Origin of the sequence: Mesorhizobium sp. M2A.F.Ca.ET.043.02.1.1 (assembly GCF_003952405.1) — a bacterium.
GTDB lineage: Bacteria > Pseudomonadota > Alphaproteobacteria > Rhizobiales > Rhizobiaceae > Mesorhizobium.
On record NZ_CP034445.1, the window covers coordinates 4,383,609 to 4,398,859 of the forward strand.

Consider the following 15,251-nt stretch of genomic DNA (forward strand, 5'->3'; position numbering starts at 1 on the left):
CTTGCTCCCTTTTCCGGCGGACCGTCCCGTCCACTCCGTCCGTCGGTATCGCGACTGCCCTGAAAGGCCAGTCAAACCGGGCGGAAACTAGGTCTTTTGCTCTGGCGTTGCAACACCTATAAGGGCGCCTCCAGTGAGACCTTTTGCCACTTTTTTCGACCGCTCCAAAATCCGATGTCAACCTTGATCCTGATCCCCGCCCGCATGGCCTCGACGCGCCTGCCGGGCAAGCCGCTGGCCGACATTGCGGGCGCGCCGATGATCGTCCATGTCGCCCGCCGCGCCGCCGAGGCTGGGCTCGGCCGCGTCGTGGTGGCGACCGACACGCAAGCTGTCGCTGAGGCCGTGCGGGCGCATGGCTTCGAGGCGGTCATGACCCGCATTGGTCACGAATCGGGCTCGGACCGCATCTTCGAGGCGCTGACCGCCGTCGACCCTGAAAAGCAAGTGGAAACGATCGTCAACGTGCAGGGCGACCTGCCGACCATCGATCCCGAGATCATCGGCGCGTCGCTGCGGCCGTTTGAGGACAGATCGGTCGACATCGCCACGCTCGGCGTCGAGATCGTGCGCGACGAGGAGAAGACCAACCCGAATGTCGTCAAGATCGTCGGCTCGCCGCGATCCGCGACACGGCTGAAAGCGCTTTATTTCACCCGCGCCACCGCGCCCTGGGGCGAGGGGCCGCTCTACCATCACATCGGCCTCTACGCCTATCGCCGTGCAGCGCTCGAACGCTTCGTGGCGCTCAAGCCCTCGCCGCTGGAGCGCCGCGAGCGGCTGGAGCAATTGCGGGCGCTGGAAGCCGGCATGCGCATCGACGCCGAGATCGTTCAGTCGCTGCCGCTTGGCGTCGACACGCCGCACGACCTGGAACGCGCCAGGCAGATCCTTTCAAGCTGAGACCATCCGCATGACCGCAAAGACCAACAGAATATCCTTCCAGGGCGAACCCGGCGCCAATTCCGACACGGCGTGCCGCAACATGTTCCCCACCATGGACCCTTTGCCCTGCCCGACCTTCGAGGATGCTTTCAATGCGGTCGAGACCGGCAAGGCCGAGCTCGCCATGATCCCGATCGAGAACACGATCGCCGGCCGCGTCGCCGACATTCATCACCTGTTGCCGGAATCGAAGCTGCACATCGTCGGCGAATATTTCCTGCCGATCCACTTCCAGCTGATGGTGCTGCCGGGAGTGAAGCGCGAAGAGATCAAGACCGTGCACAGCCACATCCACGCGTTGGGACAGTGCCGCAAATATATCCGCAAGAACGGCTGGAAGCCGGTGATCGCCGGTGACACGGCGGGTTCGGCGAAGATGGTGTCGGAGGTCAAGGACCGCACCATGGCCTCGCTGGCGCCGGCTCTTGCCGCAGAGCTTTATGGGCTCGACATCATCGAGAAGAATGTCGAGGACACCGACTCCAACGTCACCCGCTTCGTCGTCTTGACCAAGAACAAGCAATGGGTGGAGCGGCCCACGCCGGACGCCAAGATGATGACGACCTTCATCTTCCGCGTCCGCAACGTGCCTGCCGCGCTCTACAAGGCCATGGGCGGCTTCGCCACCAACGGCATCAACATGACCAAGCTCGAGAGCTACCAGTTAGGGGCCTTCACCGCGACGCTGTTCTACGCCGACATCGAAGGCCACCCGAACGATCCGCTGGTCAAGCTGGCGCTTGACGAGCTGAGCTTCTTCTCGCGCGAGATGCGCATCCTCGGCGTCTATCCGGCGAGCGCCTCGCGCGAGCAGTGGAAGGTGGCTGATTAGGGCCACGAATATCGAGCTACAGCATCAGGACAAGTCTACTGGTAGGGCGTGTTCCGTGCGGGGCGGCAGCGGCAAATCAAGGTCACCCACCTCCGGCATAGCCAGCATGTCACCGAGCGACCGCGTTTTGCCGGTGAGCCGTTTATATTCATCGAACGACATGAGGACATGCACTGGCCGCCCACTGTCGGTGATGATCACAGGGCCGTCCTTGGCAGCGCGTTTTGCGCGGCCAAGATCCTGTTTGAGTTCACGGCATGAAAGCGTAGTGATCATATCACTTTCGCAAAACGAGATTGCGTAACCACATCTGATCCGCTTGCAGGAATTGCAAGATTGAGCGAATGGATGACCAGCCATATCAAGTGATTGGTTGTGCCGCCCTGTAGGAGTGTGCCTGGCGGCTCAACCTGTTTTACAACGACTTGCGCTTAGATCACCGCGCCCAACGGCACGTAGTCGATCTCCAAGAACTTCTCGACCTCCGGCACCCAGCGATCGCGCACGAACGCGACGTGGTCGGGGTGCTCGTTGTAGCGCGTGTAGGCCGCCTGGTCGGCGAACTCCATCGAGAAGCCGAACTGATAGTCGTTCTTCGGGCTCACCTGCCGCAGCTGCTCGAAATGCGTGACGCCCTTGATCCCGGTAAGGATTTTCTTCGCGTCGTGCAGGAAGCGCTTTGTCTCCAGCGAATGCGGCTCGTGCTTCAAGGTGAACACCACGGTATGACGGATCATTCTTGCGCTCCTATTCGCTGTCGACCCAGGCGCGGATGAGGTGATGGGCGATCGCCCCTTTCGGCGGCGTAATCAAGCCGTCGGCATGCGTCCTGTCCAGCATCGTGCGCACCTCAACTCGGAAGAACCAGCGGCAATCCTCCAGCTCGTTGAGGTCAGCCTGGATATCCTCGTTGAGCGGCTCGCCGAAGCAGCCGATCATCAGCGAATAGGGGAACGGCCAGGGCTGGCTGGCATGGTAGACGACGCGGCCGAGCCGGATGCCGGCCTCTTCCAGCGTCTCGCGCCGCACCGCCGCCTCGATCGTCTCGCCCGGCTCAATGAAGCCGGCAAGCGCCGAATACATGCCCGGGGCGAAATGCCGGCCGCGCCCCAGCAGGCATTTCTCGCGCGTTGCCGTCAGCATGATCGCCACCGGGTCGGTGCGCGGGAAATGGTCGGTGCCGCAGGCCGGACAGTGGCGCCTGTAGCCGCCGGCGCGCATCTCCGAGCGGTTCCCGCATTTCGAGCAGAAGGCGTGGCTGGCGTGCCAAGCGAGCAGCGCCGCCCCTTGCGCCAGCGCGCCGGCCGCCGCCTCGTTGATCAGCCCTTGCATATAGACGGAACGATAGTCGATCGCCTTGACCGTCTCGGGGAGAATTTCCGGCTCGACGCCCGCCGGCACGGCCAGCACCGGGCCTTCCTCTGAGAAGCCGAGCAGCACGCCACGGTCGAGCGAGACATCGAAGGTCTCGCTCTCGGCCACGTTGAACCAGGGGTCGAATTTGCCGTCATCGAGTTTGAGGTAAAGCCGGCCGGCATGCATCAGCATCAGCCGCGTGGTCTGGTCGGCCAGCGCCTTTTCGACCGCGTCGTCGGCGCGGTTCTCGGACTGCCGGTCGATCCGGTTGCCGGCGAACCCGACAAACTGGCTCGGCTCGCGCAAAGGCGCGTCAAACAGGCGGAAGCTCATGGGGACTCAGGTATGCTGGTGGACACTGGTCAGCTTATAACGCCGCCTTGATCGTTTCGGCAAACCGCCTGATATCGGAGCGCTGATAGGGTTCGCGTATGCCGTGCCCCCAGACCGGACCCGGCCAGCCGGGGTCGCCCTCGGAGCGGGCGACGACATGGACATGCAGCTGGCGCACGATGTTGCCCAGAGCGCCGGTGTTTATCTTGGTGCAGCCGGTCACCCGCTTCAGCGCCTGCGCCACCATATTGGTCTCGAAGGTCAGCATCGCCTGGTCGAGCGGCGTCATCTCGTGCAACTCCTCGATGCCCGGACGCTGCGGCACCAGCACTAGCCACGGCCAGCGGCGATCATTCATCAATCGGAGTTCGCAAAGGCCAAGCCACATAAGCTGCTCGCTGTCCGCCTCCAGACGGGCGTCCAGCGTGAAACCGGCCTTGAGGCCAGGCAGCATTGGCGTTTCCTTTGTTTCTTGTATCATTCTTCAAACCAACGAACGCTAGAGCGGCGGCAAGGTGGCTGCAAGCGATTCATTGACCGCTCTTGGCGATTTGAAGGACTTTCCGGTCTCCATATGGCCGCAGGCTCCGGCTCTGCCCTTGCATTTCGCCGCTGAATTGCCGATATGGAGCGCGGGAGGTTGGTGGTGGACGATCCACTCGCCAACCGGGTCAGGTCCGGAAGGAAGCAGCCCTAACGAGCCCGGAACGGGTCATTGTTCCAGCCTCCCACCTCTTCGCCTTTCTCCCGCGACATTGACGGCGCCAAGCCGTGCGGGCGAGACTATGCGCAGGAATCGGCCGCCTTCCGTCGCGGTCCTGGGAGCTTTTGACGGCGAATGAGCGAAGCCGGAAACTTGGGGACGGAAAGCCTGGAGACCGGCAAGGCCGGCGCCTATCGCGTCCTGGCGCGTAAATATCGTCCCTCGAATTTCTCCGAGCTGATCGGCCAGGAGCCGATGGTCCGCACGCTGACCAATGCCTTTGCCACCGGCCGCATCGCCCAGGCCTGGATGCTGACGGGCGTGCGCGGCGTCGGCAAGACGACGACAGCGCGCATCCTCGCGCGGGCCCTCAACTACAAGACCGCGGCCGTCGACCAGCCCTCCGTCGACCTTTCGATCCCCGGCGAGCATTGCCAGGCGATCATGGAAGGCCGCCATGTCGACGTCATCGAGATGGACGCCGCCTCGCACACCGGCATCGACGACATCAGGGACATCATCGACCGGGTGCGCTATGCGCCGGTCTCGGCCCGCTACAAGGTCTACATCATCGACGAAGTGCACATGCTCTCCACCCAGGCCTTCAACGGCCTGCTGAAGACGCTGGAAGAGCCGCCGCCGCACGTCAAATTCATCTTCGCCACCACCGAGATCCGCAAGGTGCCGATCACGGTCCTATCGCGCTGCCAGCGCTTCGACCTGAGGCGCATCGATGCCGGCGCGCTGGTCGGGCATCTGTCCTCGATCGCCGCCAAGGAAGGCATTTCCGTCGACGACGAGGCGCTCGCGATGATCGCGCGGGCCGCCGAGGGCTCGGCGCGCGATTCGCTCTCCATCCTTGACCAGGCGATCGCCCATGGCAGCGGCACCGTCAGCGCCGATGCGGTGCGCGCCATGCTCGGCCTCGCCGACCGCGCCCGCATCATCGACCTGTTCGAATATGTCATGAAAGGCGAGGTGGCGGCGGCGCTTGCCGAGTTCCGTGCGCAATACGACACCGGCGCCGATCCGGCCGCCGTGCTCACCGATCTTGCCGAGTTCAACCACCTCGTCACCCGCCTGCGCTTCGTGCCGGCCGCGGCCGACGACGCGTCGCTTTCCGAGGACGAGCGCCGACGCGGCGCCGAATTCGCAGGCACATTGTCAGTGCGCGTGCTGTCGCGGACCTGGCAGATGCTGCTCAAGGGCATTCCCGAGGTGCAGTCCTCCAACCGGCCGGTCAGCGCCGGCGAGATGGTGCTGATCAGGCTGGCGCATGCCGCCGACCTGCCGACGCTGGACGAGGCGCTGAAATCGCTGGAAGGCGCAGGCCCGCTGCCGAACGGCGCGCCGCGCGCCAATGGCGCACCGGCCAATCCGGGCAATGGCGGCGGCGCCAGTGCCGTGGCGCAGGCGCGGATGCCCAGTTCAAATGGCGGCGCTCAGACGATGCGGCTGGTCGATGCGCAGCCTGTGCCGGAGGCCTACGTTCCGCAACCGGCGCCGGTCGCCGAAGCGCCTGTCGTTCCGGTCAAATCGCTGGCCGACATCGTCGCGCTCGCCGACGCCAATCGCGACATCGCCTTCAAGGTGCTGCTGAAACGCTGCGTTCGGCCGGTGCGCATCGAGCCCGGCCGTCTCGACGTCACCCTGACCGACGACGCGCCGAAGATGCTGCTCAACGACTTGACGTCCAAGCTGCGCGCCTGGACCGGCCGCAACTGGCTGGTGTCGCTGTCGAAGGAAGAGGGCGGCCAGACACTGGCCGAGATGGAGACGACCAAGCGCGAGAACGCCTTCTCCGACGCCAAGGCGGATCCGACTGTCGCGGCCATCCTCGCTCGCTTCCCGGGCGCCAAGATCATCGACGTGCGCATTCCGGATGTGCCGGACGTGGAAGAGGCCGAAGCCGAAGTTCCGGTCGAGCCCGCGTCCGACGACGACGAAATCTGAAACAATCTTAGAGGACCATCCGATGAAAGATCTTCTCGGCCTGATGGGCAAGGCGAAGGAAATGCAGGCCAAGTTCCAGGCCATGCAGGACGAGATCGCCACGCTTGAAGCCACCGGCCAGGCCGGCGGCGGCCTCGTCAGCATCACGCTCACCGGCAAGTTCGAGATGAAGGCGTTGAAGATCGATCCGTCGCTGATCAAGGCGGACGAAGCCGAGATCCTCGAGGACCTCATCCTGGCCGCCCACAATGACGCCAAAAGTAAGGTCGAGCAGGTCATGCAGGAGAAAACCAAGGCGTTGACGGCGGGCCTGCCGATTCCGCCCGGAATGAAATTGCCGTTCTGAGGCGGCCTCCGCCAGTCAATTGATTATGAACGGAAATCGAGCCCGGACGGCAATATTAACCATTTTGCCGGCAATGCTCACGGGCTCATTTCGCGGCTTTCATAAAGTTTTACCCAAGTCCAGAAGTCGCTAACCATCTAGCCATCTTTTTGCCTGAAAGAGTCTCATTCTTGCCACATCTCGGGGCGGGCTGGCATCTTGGACATGAGGCTTTTTTGGTGATCGCGACGCGATGGAAGACGCCGCTGCTGCTTATCGGCATCGTCACTTCCCCCTTGCTCCTGGCCGGCTGCAGCCAGACCACTTCCTCCCATGGCATGTCGGTGTCGGGACTGACCGACGCGCTGACGCCGAGCTTCCTCACGCGTTCCTCCAGCCACTCGCTGAAGGACAAGGAATGCCTGCAAAGGGCGATGTTCTTCGAGTCCAACCGGTCGAGCCGCGACGGCATGATCGCCGTCGGCACGGTCGTGATGAACCGTTTGCGTTCGGGCCAGCATGGCAACACCATCTGCGAGGTCGTCGGCGAGAAAGGCCAGTTCGCGCCGGGCGTTCTGACGCGGCCGATGAATTCCAGGGCGCTGCCCGATGTCGAGGAAGCCGCCGACGCGGTGCTGAGAGGCGAGCGCAAGGCCAAGCTCAAGAACACGATGTATTTCCACACCGCCGGCCTGCGTTTCCCCTATAACAACATGCATTACACGATGGTGGCCGGCGGCAACGCCTTCTATGAGAAGCGCGGCCGCAACTGGCAGCCGCTTCCGGACGAGCCGATGGTCGCCATGGCCTCCGGCAAGCAGCAGAAAATCGACCCAACCGCGCCCGTGCTGGTGGCTTCCGCCGAGCCGGTGGTCAAGACGATCGTGCGGCAAGATCCGGCCAAGCAGGCCGCGATGAACGCTGCCGAACCGACGCTTCCGGCCAAGGCGGCAATCGTTCCGGCCGAACAGACCTATGTGACGGCCGCTGCTGCGCCGTCGCAGAAATCCGGCCGCCTCGCGCAGAAGCCGACGGTCGTGGCTATGCAGGAGCCGATGGCCGAGCCGGACGCCTCGCGTTTTGGCGGCACGCTCAAGGGCCGCTACATCACCTCGGTGCCCAAAGCGACGCAGGAAGCGTCGATGGGCTTCCAGTCGACGCCTGAGAACACCGACGCGATCGGCGCGATGATCGTCAGCCAGGACCGGCCGCTCGAAACCAACTGAACCCGATTGCATCCGACGCAGGGCCCGTCATGGCAGCATGGCGGGCCCTGTGTCGTTGCGGCTGTTCCAAACCGCTCGGAAAAATCCTAGATCAGGGCGATGTCGAAGAGAATCGCCGGTCCGGAAATCGAACGCCTGATCCAGCTCCTGGCCAAGGTGCCGGGGCTTGGGCCGCGCTCGGCCAGGCGCGCCGCGCTCCATCTCATCAAGAAGAAGGAGCAGCTGCTCGAGCCTTTGGCCGCCGCCATGGGCGAGGCGGTCGACAAGGTGCGCATCTGCTCGACCTGCGGCAATGTCGACACCTCCGACCCGTGCATGATCTGCACCGATCCACGCCGCGACGCTGGCACGCTGATCGTCGTCGAGGATGTCTCCGACCTCTGGGCGCTGGAGCGCGCGGCCGCCATGAACGTGCGCTACCACGTGCTCGGCGGCACGCTGTCGCCGCTCGACGGCATCGGTCCCGACCAGCTCAACATCCGCTCCCTGGTTGACCGCATCGCCGGCGGCGAGGTGAAGGAAGTCATCCTCGCAGTCAACGCCACCGTCGAGGGGCAGACGACCGCGCACTACTTGACCGATCAGCTGTCCGGCTTCGATGTGAAGGTGACGCGGCTGGCGCATGGCGTGCCGGTCGGCGGCGAGCTGGATTATCTCGACGAAGGCACGCTGGCCGCGGCGCTGAGGTCAAGGACGGCGTTTTGAGGGACTGCGGAGGGGGCGGGGAATGACTGGAATAAATCCTTCGAAGTTGGCGCCAGGCCCCCCTCTCTGTCCTGCCGGACTGTCCGGCAGGACAGAGAGGGGGGCGACAGAACGAGGCTTTTCCAAATACAGCCTCGCATTTCTTCTGCTGGCAATATTCAGCCTCATTCTCACCACTCCCACCCACGCCGCCTCCATCGACGACCAGTTCCAGGCCTGGCTTCAAACCGATCTCTGGCCCGAAGCCAAATCCAAAGGCATCTCGAAAAAGACCTTCGACGAGGCCTTCCTCGGCGTGAAGCCGAACCTCAAGCTGCCAGATCTCGTCCTGCCCGGCGAAAAGCCCACGACACCTGAGAAGCAGCATCAGGCCGAGTTCGGCCCGCCAGCCAACTATTTCGCCGAGAAGATCATCCGCGCCGTCACCACGGGCGGGCGGGCGCGCGAGAGCGCCAATTCGAGAGTGCTCGGGCTGATCGAGAAGCGCTATGGCGTGCCGGGCGAGATCGTTCTGGCGATCTGGGGCCGCGAGACCGGCTTCGGCGCGGCCAAGATGCCCTACGATGCCTTCGAGGTGCTGGGCACCAAGGCCTTCATGTCGACCAAGAAAGACTTCTTCCGCACCGAGGTGCTGGCGGCGCTCGACATCGTCGAGCGCGGGCTGGCGCCGGTCAATGCGATGAAGTCGTCCTGGGCCGGCGCGCTCGGCCAGCCGCAATTCATGCCGACCTCTTTCCTCAAGCACGCCGTCGACTTCGACGGCGATGGCCGGCCCGACATCTGGAATTCGACGCCCGACGTGCTCGCCTCGATCGCCAACTACCTCGTCCACTATGGCTGGGTGAGGGGGCGCGGCTGGGGCGTCGAGGTGACCGTGCCGGCAAGCGTTTCCTGTGCGCTCGAAGGACCCGATCAGGGCAAGAAGATATCCGACTGGGTGACGATGGGCATCAGGCGCGCCGACAACAAGGCGTTTCAGGCAAGCGAATTGAGGGCCGAGGGCCTTTTGCTGATGCCGGCCGGGCGCAGCGGACCTGCCTTCATCGTCACGCCGAACTTCTATGTCATCAAGCAATACAACAACAGCGATCTCTATGGCCTGTTCATCGGCCATGCCGCCGACCGCATCGCCAAGGGCGACGCCACCTTTGCCGGCGGTTGGGGGCCGGTCGGCGATCTGCACCGCTCCGACATCGCCGCCTTGCAGCGGGCGCTGGAAGCCAAGGGCTACGACGTCGGCAGCGCCGACGGCCTGCCCGGCTTCAAGACGCGCCGCTCGATCGGCGTCTGGCAGGCCAAGAACGGCAAGCCCGCCACCTGCTTTCCAGATGCAGGCTTGGTCGCGCAGTTGAAATAGCGGCGACTTCCAGGGCTCGAACACAGGCAGATTTTTCTCGATCGGCGGCTGCAATTAGCCGGCGCATGGGTCGACGGATCGCCGCCCATTTGGTCCGATATGCCGTCTGGTAAAAATCCATGCGGCCGAGCGGACGGCAACGAATAGGGAGTTGACCAACTGGACAAAAAACACGACGGTAAGCGGGCAAAGCCGTTGCCGGCCTTGCCAAGAACAATACGCCCTGAGCCGGGAACTCAGGTCAACAAGAACAGGGAACGATCATCATGATGCTGGAAAAGTTTGCCGTCCGTAGCTTGCTTGCAGGTGTGGCGATGACCGCGCTGCTCGCGACGCCTGCCTTCGCCGTCACGCCCGCCGACACGCTGGTCGAAGGCTTCGCCATCGACGACATCATCTCGATGGATCCAGGCGAGGCGTTCGAGCTGTCGACCGCCGAAGTCACCGGCAACACCTATGATCTGCTGGTCCGCCTCGATCTCAGCGACACCTCCAAGGTCAAGCCCGACCTCGCCGAGAGCTGGACCGTGTCCGACGACGGCCTGACCTACACCTTCAAGCTCAAGCCCGGCATGAAGTTCGCCTCCGGTAATCCGATCACCGCGGCCGACGTCGCCTATTCCTTCGAGCGCGCCATCAAGCTCGACAAGAGCCCGGCCTTCATCATCAACCAGTTCGGCATCAGCGGCGACAATGTCACCGAAAAGGCCAAGGCGGTCGATGACACGACCTTCCAGTTCGTCGTCGACAAGGGTTACGCGCCAAGCTTCGTGCTCAACTGCCTGTCCGCCACTGTCGCCTCCGTCGTGGACTCGAAGCTGGTCAAGGAGCATGTCGCCGCCGTCACGCCGAGCGCGGACTACAAATGGGATAACGACTTCGGCAACGCCTGGCTGAAGACCGGCTATGCTGGTTCAGGCCAATACAAGTTGCGCGAATGGCGCGCCAACGAAGCCGTCGTTCTGGAGCGCAATGACAATTACAATGGCGAGAAGGCCAAGCTCGCGCGCGTCATCTACCGCAACATGAAGGAAAGCTCGGCGCAGCGCCTGGCGTTGGAGGCGGGCGATATCGACGTCGCCCGCAACCTCGAGCCGAACGATCTCGACGCCATCGCCAAGAATGCTGACCTCACCACCACCAGCGCGCCGAAGGGCACGGTCTATTACATCAGCCTCAACCAGAAGAATCCGAACCTCGCCAAGCCGGAAGTTCGCCAGGCGTTCAGATATCTGGTCGACTATGACGCGCTGAGCACCACCATCCTCAAGGGCATCGGCGAGATCCACCAGTCCTTCCTGCCCAAGGGCGACCTTGGCGCGATCGACGACAACCCGTTCAAGCTCGACGTCGCCGAGGCCAAGGAATTGCTCGCCAAGGCCGGCCTGGCGGATGGTTTCAAGGTGACGATGGACGTTCGCACCGGCCAGCCGACCACCGGGATGGCGGAATCGATCCAGCAGACGCTCGGCCAGGCCGGCATCCAGTTGGAGATCATCCCAGGCGATGGTAAGCAGACGCTTACCAAATATCGCGCCCGCAACCACGACATTTATATCGGCAACTGGGGCCAGGACTATTTCGATCCCAATTCGAACGCGCAGACCTTCGCCTCCAATCCGGACAATTCCGACGCCGCCAAGATCAAGACTTTGGCCTGGCGCAATGCCTGGGACATCCCGGACCTGACCAAGCAGACCGAGGCGGCGCTTCTGGAAAAGGATTCGGCCAAGCGCGCCGACATGTACAAGGATCTGCAGCAGAAGATCCTCGACACCAGCCCCTTCGTCATCATCCACCAGCAGCTGGAAGTGGCGGGGCTGCGCAAGAACCTCAAGGGCTTCGCGCTCGGCCCGAGCTTCGACACCAACTTCGTCGGTCCGGTCTCGAAGGAATAGCGTCCTCGGACGCCCCGTGAGCGTAGCTGAAAACCAGGCGGCGGCAGGGCGCGGCAGCGCCCGCGCCGTCGCCATTCTATCCTCGCTCGGCCGCTTCCTGGTCGTCGCGGTGACGACCTATCTCGGCCTGCTCGCGGTGACCTTCTTCATCGGCCGCGTCATACCGATCGATCCGGTGCTGGCTGTCCTCGGCGATCGCGCGCCGACCGCCGTCGTCGAGCGCACGCGCCGCGAGATGGGGCTCGACCTGCCCTGGATCGAGCAGTTCTACATCTATGTCAAAGCAGCGCTGAGGGGCGACTTCGGCACCTCGGTGCTGACCACCAATCCGGTGATGTCCGATATCCGCCGCGTCTTTCCGGCGACCATCGAGCTGGCGACGCTGGGCACGATCATCGGTGCCGTCATCGGCGTGCCGCTCGGGGTGTTGGCCGCTGTCAAGCGCGGCAGCCTGATCGACCAGATCGCCCGCGTCGTCGGCCTCATCGGCTATTCCGTGCCGATCTTCTGGCTGGGACTGCTCGGCCTGGTGCTGTTCTACGCCAAGCTGCAATGGATCGCTTTCCCTGCGCGGCTCGACGTCGTCTATGAATACACCTTCACGCCGATCACCGGCTTCTACCTGCTCGATGCCGCGATCCAGGGGCAGTGGGACGTCTTCCACGACGCCTGGCGTCATATCGTCCTGCCGGCCGCGCTGCTCGGCTATCTGTCGCTCGCCTATATCAGCCGCATGACCCGCTCCTTCATGCTGAACGAGCTGGCGCAGGAATATGTCGTCGCGGCGCGTGCCAAGGGCCTGTCGGAGACGCGCGTCATCTGGGGCCATGCGCTGCGCAATGCCGCCGTGCCCATGGTCACCGTGATCGCGCTTTCCTATGCAAACCTGCTCGAAGGCTCGGTGCTGACCGAGACCGTCTTCTCCTGGCCGGGCATCGGCCTCTACATCACCAATTCGCTGCAGAATGCCGACATGAATGCCGTGCTCGGCGGCACCATCGCCATCGGCTCGGTGTTCATCGCCATCAACCTCCTGTCCGATCTGCTCTACCGGCTGCTCGATCCGAGGACGAAGATCGGATGAGCGCTGAAACCATCCAATCCAGGCGCGAATGGCTGCTCAGCGACCGGCCGGCATCGCGCCTGCAGGCAAGGCTCGGCCGCGCCTATGTGTCCTGGCGGCGTTTTTCCGCCAACCGGCTGGCGCTGGTCGGCATGCTCATCATCATCGCGCTGCTGGTGGTCGCGGCTTTTGCCGATGTGCTGGCGCCCTATTCGCCGACTGTCGGCGATCTGAAGAACGCCCGCCTGCTGGCGCCGAGCGCCGCGCATTGGTTCGGCACCGACGACCTTGGCCGCGACATCTATTCGCGCATCGTCTACGGCGCGCGCTGGACCCTTTATGTGGTCATCCTCGTCGCCATCATCGCCGCGCCCATCGGCCTTTTGGTCGGTACCGTCGCCGGTTACGCCGGCGGCTGGACCGACACGATCCTGATGCGCGTCACCGACATCTTCCTTGCCTTTCCGAAGCTGGTGCTGGCGCTCGCCTTCGTGGCCGCGCTCGGCCCAGGCATCGAGAATGCGGTGCTGGCGATCGCAATCACCTCCTGGCCGCCCTATGCGCGCATCGCCCGCGCCGAAACGCTGACGGTGCGCAACTCCGATTACATCAAGGCGGTGCAACTGATGGGCGCCTCGCCTGTCCGCATCGTGCTGCGCCACATCATGCCGCTCTGCATCTCCTCGCTGATCATCCGGGTGACGCTGGACATGGCGGGCATCATCCTGACCGCCGCCGGCCTCGGCTTCCTCGGCCTCGGCGCGCAGCCGCCGCTGCCCGAATGGGGCGCGATGATTGCGTCCGGCCGCCGCTTCATCCTCGACCAGTGGTGGGTGGCCGCGGCCCCAGGTGCCGCGATCCTTATCGTCAGCCTCGGCTTCAACCTGCTTGGCGACGGCCTGCGCGACGCGCTTGATCCCCGGAGTGGCGACCAATGAGCGGTGACCAATGAGCGACACGCTCCTCGAAGTCGACGATCTGCGCGTCACCTTCCCGACCCGCACCGGTCTCGTGCAAGCGGTGCGCGGCGTTTCCTTCTCGCTCGGCCGCGAGCGTCTGGGCATTGTCGGCGAGAGCGGCTCCGGCAAATCGCAGACCGGCCGCGCCATCATGGGACTTACCCCGCCGCAGGCCGAGGTTTCGGCCAAGAAGCTCGCCTTTGACGGCATCGACCTGCTCTCGATCTCGCCTCGTCAGCGCCGGTCGCTGCGGGGAAACCGCATCGCCATGATCCTGCAGGATCCGAAATATTCGCTGGATCCGGTGATGACCATCGGCCGTCAGATCGTCGAGACGCTGCGCACGCATGAGAAGGTCTCCAAGGCCGAGGCGCGCGAACGGGCTCTGGCCATGCTGCAGGCGGTGCAGATCCGCGATCCGGCTCGCGTCTTCGATCTTTATCCGCACGAGGTCTCGGGCGGCATGGGCCAGCGCGCCATGATCGCCATGATGCTGGTCACCGGACCCGAACTGATGATCGCCGACGAGCCGACCTCGGCGCTCGACGTCACCGTGCAGCTCGACGTGCTCAAGATCCTCGACAAGCTCGTGGCCGAGCGAGGCATGGGGCTGATCTTCATCTCGCATGATCTGCGCCTGGTCTCATCCTTCTGCGACCGGGTCGTCGTCATGTATGCCGGCAAGGTGGTCGAGCAGATCAAGGCTTCCGAATTGCGCGACGCCCGGCACCCCTACACGCGCGGCCTGCTCAATTGCATGCCCAGGATCGGCTTTGAGCGCCATCCGCTGCCGGTGCTCGACCGCAAGCCGGAGTGGGCGGCATGACGGCCGCCATCGCCGCCCAAGGGCTGGAAGTGGTCTTCGACCGGTTTCGCGCGCTGAAGGGCGTCAACCTCGAGGTGAGGGAAGGCGAATCCTATGGCTTGGTCGGCGAAAGCGGCTCCGGCAAGTCAACGCTGCTAAAGGCGATCACCGGCCTTGCGCCTGTCGCTTTGGGCACCATCACCGTCAACGGCAAGAGGCTCGGCAAAACCCGCGACAAGGCCTTCTACCGCGATGTGCAGATGGTGTTCCAGGATCCCTACGGGTCGCTGCATCCGCGCCAGACGGTCGACCGACTGCTGCAGGAGCCGCTCGCGATCCATGGCATTGCCGATGGCGAGAAGCGCATCGAGCGCGCGCTGGACGAGGTCGGCCTCGGCAAGGGCTTCCGCTTCCGCTATGCGCACCAGCTTTCCGGCGGCCAACGCCAGCGTGTCGCCATCGCGCGTGCGCTGATCCTCGAACCCTCGATCCTTCTGCTCGACGAGCCGACCTCGGCGCTCGACGCCTCTGTTCAGTCCGAAGTGCTGAACCTTCTCGAAGAGGTCCGTCGCCGCCGCAAGCTCACCTTCCTGATGGTCAGCCACGACCTCGCCATCATCACCCATATGTGCGAGCGGCTGATGGTGATGCAGAACGGCGAGGCGGTGGAAACACTAACCGCGAGCCAGCTGATCGGGCATCGGGTCAGCGAAGATTATACGCGCAATCTGCTGAGGGCGAGTGAGGGGTTCGTGCGGACGGCTTGATATGGTCCTGTTGGCTCGTGGCCA

Annotated in this window: 16 protein-coding genes and 1 other RNA gene; 13 read left to right on the forward strand and 4 right to left on the reverse strand. The window is 63.9% G+C overall.

The window, feature by feature from the left end; all coding sequences use genetic code 11:
- Positions 1–174: 174 nt before the first annotated feature.
- Both EJ068_RS20850 and EJ068_RS20855 read left to right on the forward strand, forming a co-directional pair.
- Positions 175–903, forward strand: coding sequence for a 3-deoxy-manno-octulosonate cytidylyltransferase (locus EJ068_RS20850; RefSeq protein WP_127249666.1), 729 nt, complete (start codon positions 175–177; stop codon positions 901–903).
- Positions 904–913: 10 nt separating this feature from the next.
- Positions 914–1,777: a prephenate dehydratase gene (locus tag EJ068_RS20855; RefSeq protein WP_128315004.1), complete on the forward strand. Its 864-nt coding sequence runs from the start codon at positions 914–916 to the stop codon at positions 1,775–1,777.
- A gap of 24 nt (positions 1,778–1,801) precedes the next feature.
- Here the strand turns inward: EJ068_RS20855 and EJ068_RS20860 are convergent, their stop codons facing one another.
- The 4 genes from EJ068_RS20860 to EJ068_RS20875 all read right to left on the reverse strand — a co-directional run bounded on the left by EJ068_RS20860 (position 1,802) and on the right by EJ068_RS20875 (position 3,920).
- A complete protein-coding gene (locus EJ068_RS20860; RefSeq protein ID WP_127249664.1) occupies positions 1,802–2,053 on the reverse strand; it encodes a type II toxin-antitoxin system Phd/YefM family antitoxin in 252 nt (83 codons plus the stop codon).
- A 155-nt stretch (positions 2,054–2,208) separates the two neighbouring features.
- Positions 2,209–2,514, reverse strand: coding sequence for a Dabb family protein (locus EJ068_RS20865; RefSeq protein WP_126079445.1), 306 nt, complete (start codon positions 2,512–2,514; stop codon positions 2,209–2,211).
- Between the two features lie 10 nt (positions 2,515–2,524).
- The gene (gene nudC, locus EJ068_RS20870; protein WP_127249663.1) at positions 2,525–3,466 is read right to left on the reverse strand and encodes an NAD(+) diphosphatase; all 942 of its coding nucleotides are present in this window, start codon (positions 3,464–3,466) and stop codon (positions 2,525–2,527) included.
- 34 nt (positions 3,467–3,500) lie between these two features.
- Positions 3,501–3,920 (reverse strand): HIT family protein, encoded by a 420-nt coding sequence (locus tag EJ068_RS20875; protein ID WP_112127995.1) that lies wholly within the window; start codon positions 3,918–3,920, stop codon positions 3,501–3,503.
- 181 nt (positions 3,921–4,101) lie between these two features.
- Between EJ068_RS20875 and ffs the strand changes: the two genes are divergently transcribed.
- The 11 genes from ffs (at position 4,102) to EJ068_RS20930 (ending at position 15,227) form a co-directional block, all read left to right on the forward strand.
- Positions 4,102–4,198, forward strand: an RNA gene (gene ffs, locus EJ068_RS20880) — signal recognition particle sRNA small type.
- A 106-nt stretch (positions 4,199–4,304) separates the two neighbouring features.
- Positions 4,305–6,122 (forward strand): DNA polymerase III subunit gamma/tau, encoded by a 1,818-nt coding sequence (locus tag EJ068_RS20885; RefSeq protein WP_127249662.1) that lies wholly within the window; start codon positions 4,305–4,307, stop codon positions 6,120–6,122.
- A 22-nt stretch (positions 6,123–6,144) separates the two neighbouring features.
- Positions 6,145–6,468: a YbaB/EbfC family nucleoid-associated protein gene (locus tag EJ068_RS20890; RefSeq protein WP_112127993.1), complete on the forward strand. Its 324-nt coding sequence runs from the start codon at positions 6,145–6,147 to the stop codon at positions 6,466–6,468.
- A gap of 218 nt (positions 6,469–6,686) precedes the next feature.
- Positions 6,687–7,673 carry a cell wall hydrolase gene (locus EJ068_RS20895; protein WP_126062881.1) on the forward strand — a complete coding sequence of 329 codons (987 nt, stop codon included), beginning with the start codon at positions 6,687–6,689 and terminating at the stop codon, positions 7,671–7,673.
- A gap of 99 nt (positions 7,674–7,772) precedes the next feature.
- Complete coding sequence (recR, locus tag EJ068_RS20900) at positions 7,773–8,378, forward strand: recombination mediator RecR (protein ID WP_042639939.1); 606 nt, start codon at positions 7,773–7,775, stop codon at positions 8,376–8,378.
- A gap of 79 nt (positions 8,379–8,457) precedes the next feature.
- Positions 8,458–9,735, forward strand: coding sequence for a lytic murein transglycosylase (locus EJ068_RS20905; RefSeq protein WP_348527546.1), 1,278 nt, complete (start codon positions 8,458–8,460; stop codon positions 9,733–9,735).
- A gap of 266 nt (positions 9,736–10,001) precedes the next feature.
- Positions 10,002–11,633, forward strand: coding sequence for an ABC transporter substrate-binding protein (locus EJ068_RS20910; RefSeq protein ID WP_127249660.1), 1,632 nt, complete (start codon positions 10,002–10,004; stop codon positions 11,631–11,633).
- A gap of 16 nt (positions 11,634–11,649) precedes the next feature.
- On the forward strand, positions 11,650–12,717 hold the full coding sequence (locus tag EJ068_RS20915) for an ABC transporter permease (RefSeq protein ID WP_126079438.1): 1,068 nt from the start codon (positions 11,650–11,652) through the stop codon (positions 12,715–12,717).
- Positions 12,714–13,634 carry a nickel transporter permease gene (nikC, locus tag EJ068_RS20920; RefSeq protein ID WP_126079437.1) on the forward strand — a complete coding sequence of 307 codons (921 nt, stop codon included), beginning with the start codon at positions 12,714–12,716 and terminating at the stop codon, positions 13,632–13,634. Before EJ068_RS20915 ends, nikC begins: the two co-directional genes overlap by 4 nt.
- A 10-nt stretch (positions 13,635–13,644) precedes the next feature.
- Positions 13,645–14,481 (forward strand): ABC transporter ATP-binding protein, encoded by an 837-nt coding sequence (locus EJ068_RS20925; protein WP_127249659.1) that lies wholly within the window; start codon positions 13,645–13,647, stop codon positions 14,479–14,481.
- On the forward strand, positions 14,478–15,227 hold the full coding sequence (locus EJ068_RS20930) for an ABC transporter ATP-binding protein (protein WP_127249658.1): 750 nt from the start codon (positions 14,478–14,480) through the stop codon (positions 15,225–15,227). Before EJ068_RS20925 ends, EJ068_RS20930 begins: the two co-directional genes overlap by 4 nt.
- Positions 15,228–15,251: the final 24 nt, after the last annotated feature.

Excerpts from the sequence above, each read along its gene's own strand:
- EJ068_RS20850 (WP_127249666.1), top strand. The coding sequence starts at position 175 with ATGTCAACCTTGATCCTGATCCCCGCCCGCATGGCCTCGACGCGCCTG.
- EJ068_RS20855 (WP_128315004.1), top strand. The coding sequence starts at position 914 with ATGACCGCAAAGACCAACAGAATATCCTTCCAGGGCGAACCCGGCGCC.
- EJ068_RS20860 (WP_127249664.1), bottom strand. The coding sequence starts at position 2,053 with ATGATCACTACGCTTTCATGCCGTGAACTCAAACAGGATCTTGGCCGC.
- EJ068_RS20865 (WP_126079445.1), bottom strand. The coding sequence starts at position 2,514 with ATGATCCGTCATACCGTGGTGTTCACCTTGAAGCACGAGCCGCATTCG.
- nudC (WP_127249663.1), bottom strand. The coding sequence starts at position 3,466 with ATGAGCTTCCGCCTGTTTGACGCGCCTTTGCGCGAGCCGAGCCAGTTT.
- EJ068_RS20875 (WP_112127995.1), bottom strand. The coding sequence starts at position 3,920 with ATGCTGCCTGGCCTCAAGGCCGGTTTCACGCTGGACGCCCGTCTGGAG.
- EJ068_RS20885 (WP_127249662.1), top strand. The coding sequence starts at position 4,305 with ATGAGCGAAGCCGGAAACTTGGGGACGGAAAGCCTGGAGACCGGCAAG.
- EJ068_RS20890 (WP_112127993.1), top strand. The coding sequence starts at position 6,145 with ATGAAAGATCTTCTCGGCCTGATGGGCAAGGCGAAGGAAATGCAGGCC.
- recR (WP_042639939.1), top strand. The coding sequence starts at position 7,773 with ATGTCGAAGAGAATCGCCGGTCCGGAAATCGAACGCCTGATCCAGCTC.
- EJ068_RS20910 (WP_127249660.1), top strand. The coding sequence starts at position 10,002 with ATGATGCTGGAAAAGTTTGCCGTCCGTAGCTTGCTTGCAGGTGTGGCG.
- nikC (WP_126079437.1), top strand. The coding sequence starts at position 12,714 with ATGAGCGCTGAAACCATCCAATCCAGGCGCGAATGGCTGCTCAGCGAC.
- EJ068_RS20925 (WP_127249659.1), top strand. The coding sequence starts at position 13,645 with ATGAGCGACACGCTCCTCGAAGTCGACGATCTGCGCGTCACCTTCCCG.
- EJ068_RS20930 (WP_127249658.1), top strand. The coding sequence starts at position 14,478 with ATGACGGCCGCCATCGCCGCCCAAGGGCTGGAAGTGGTCTTCGACCGG.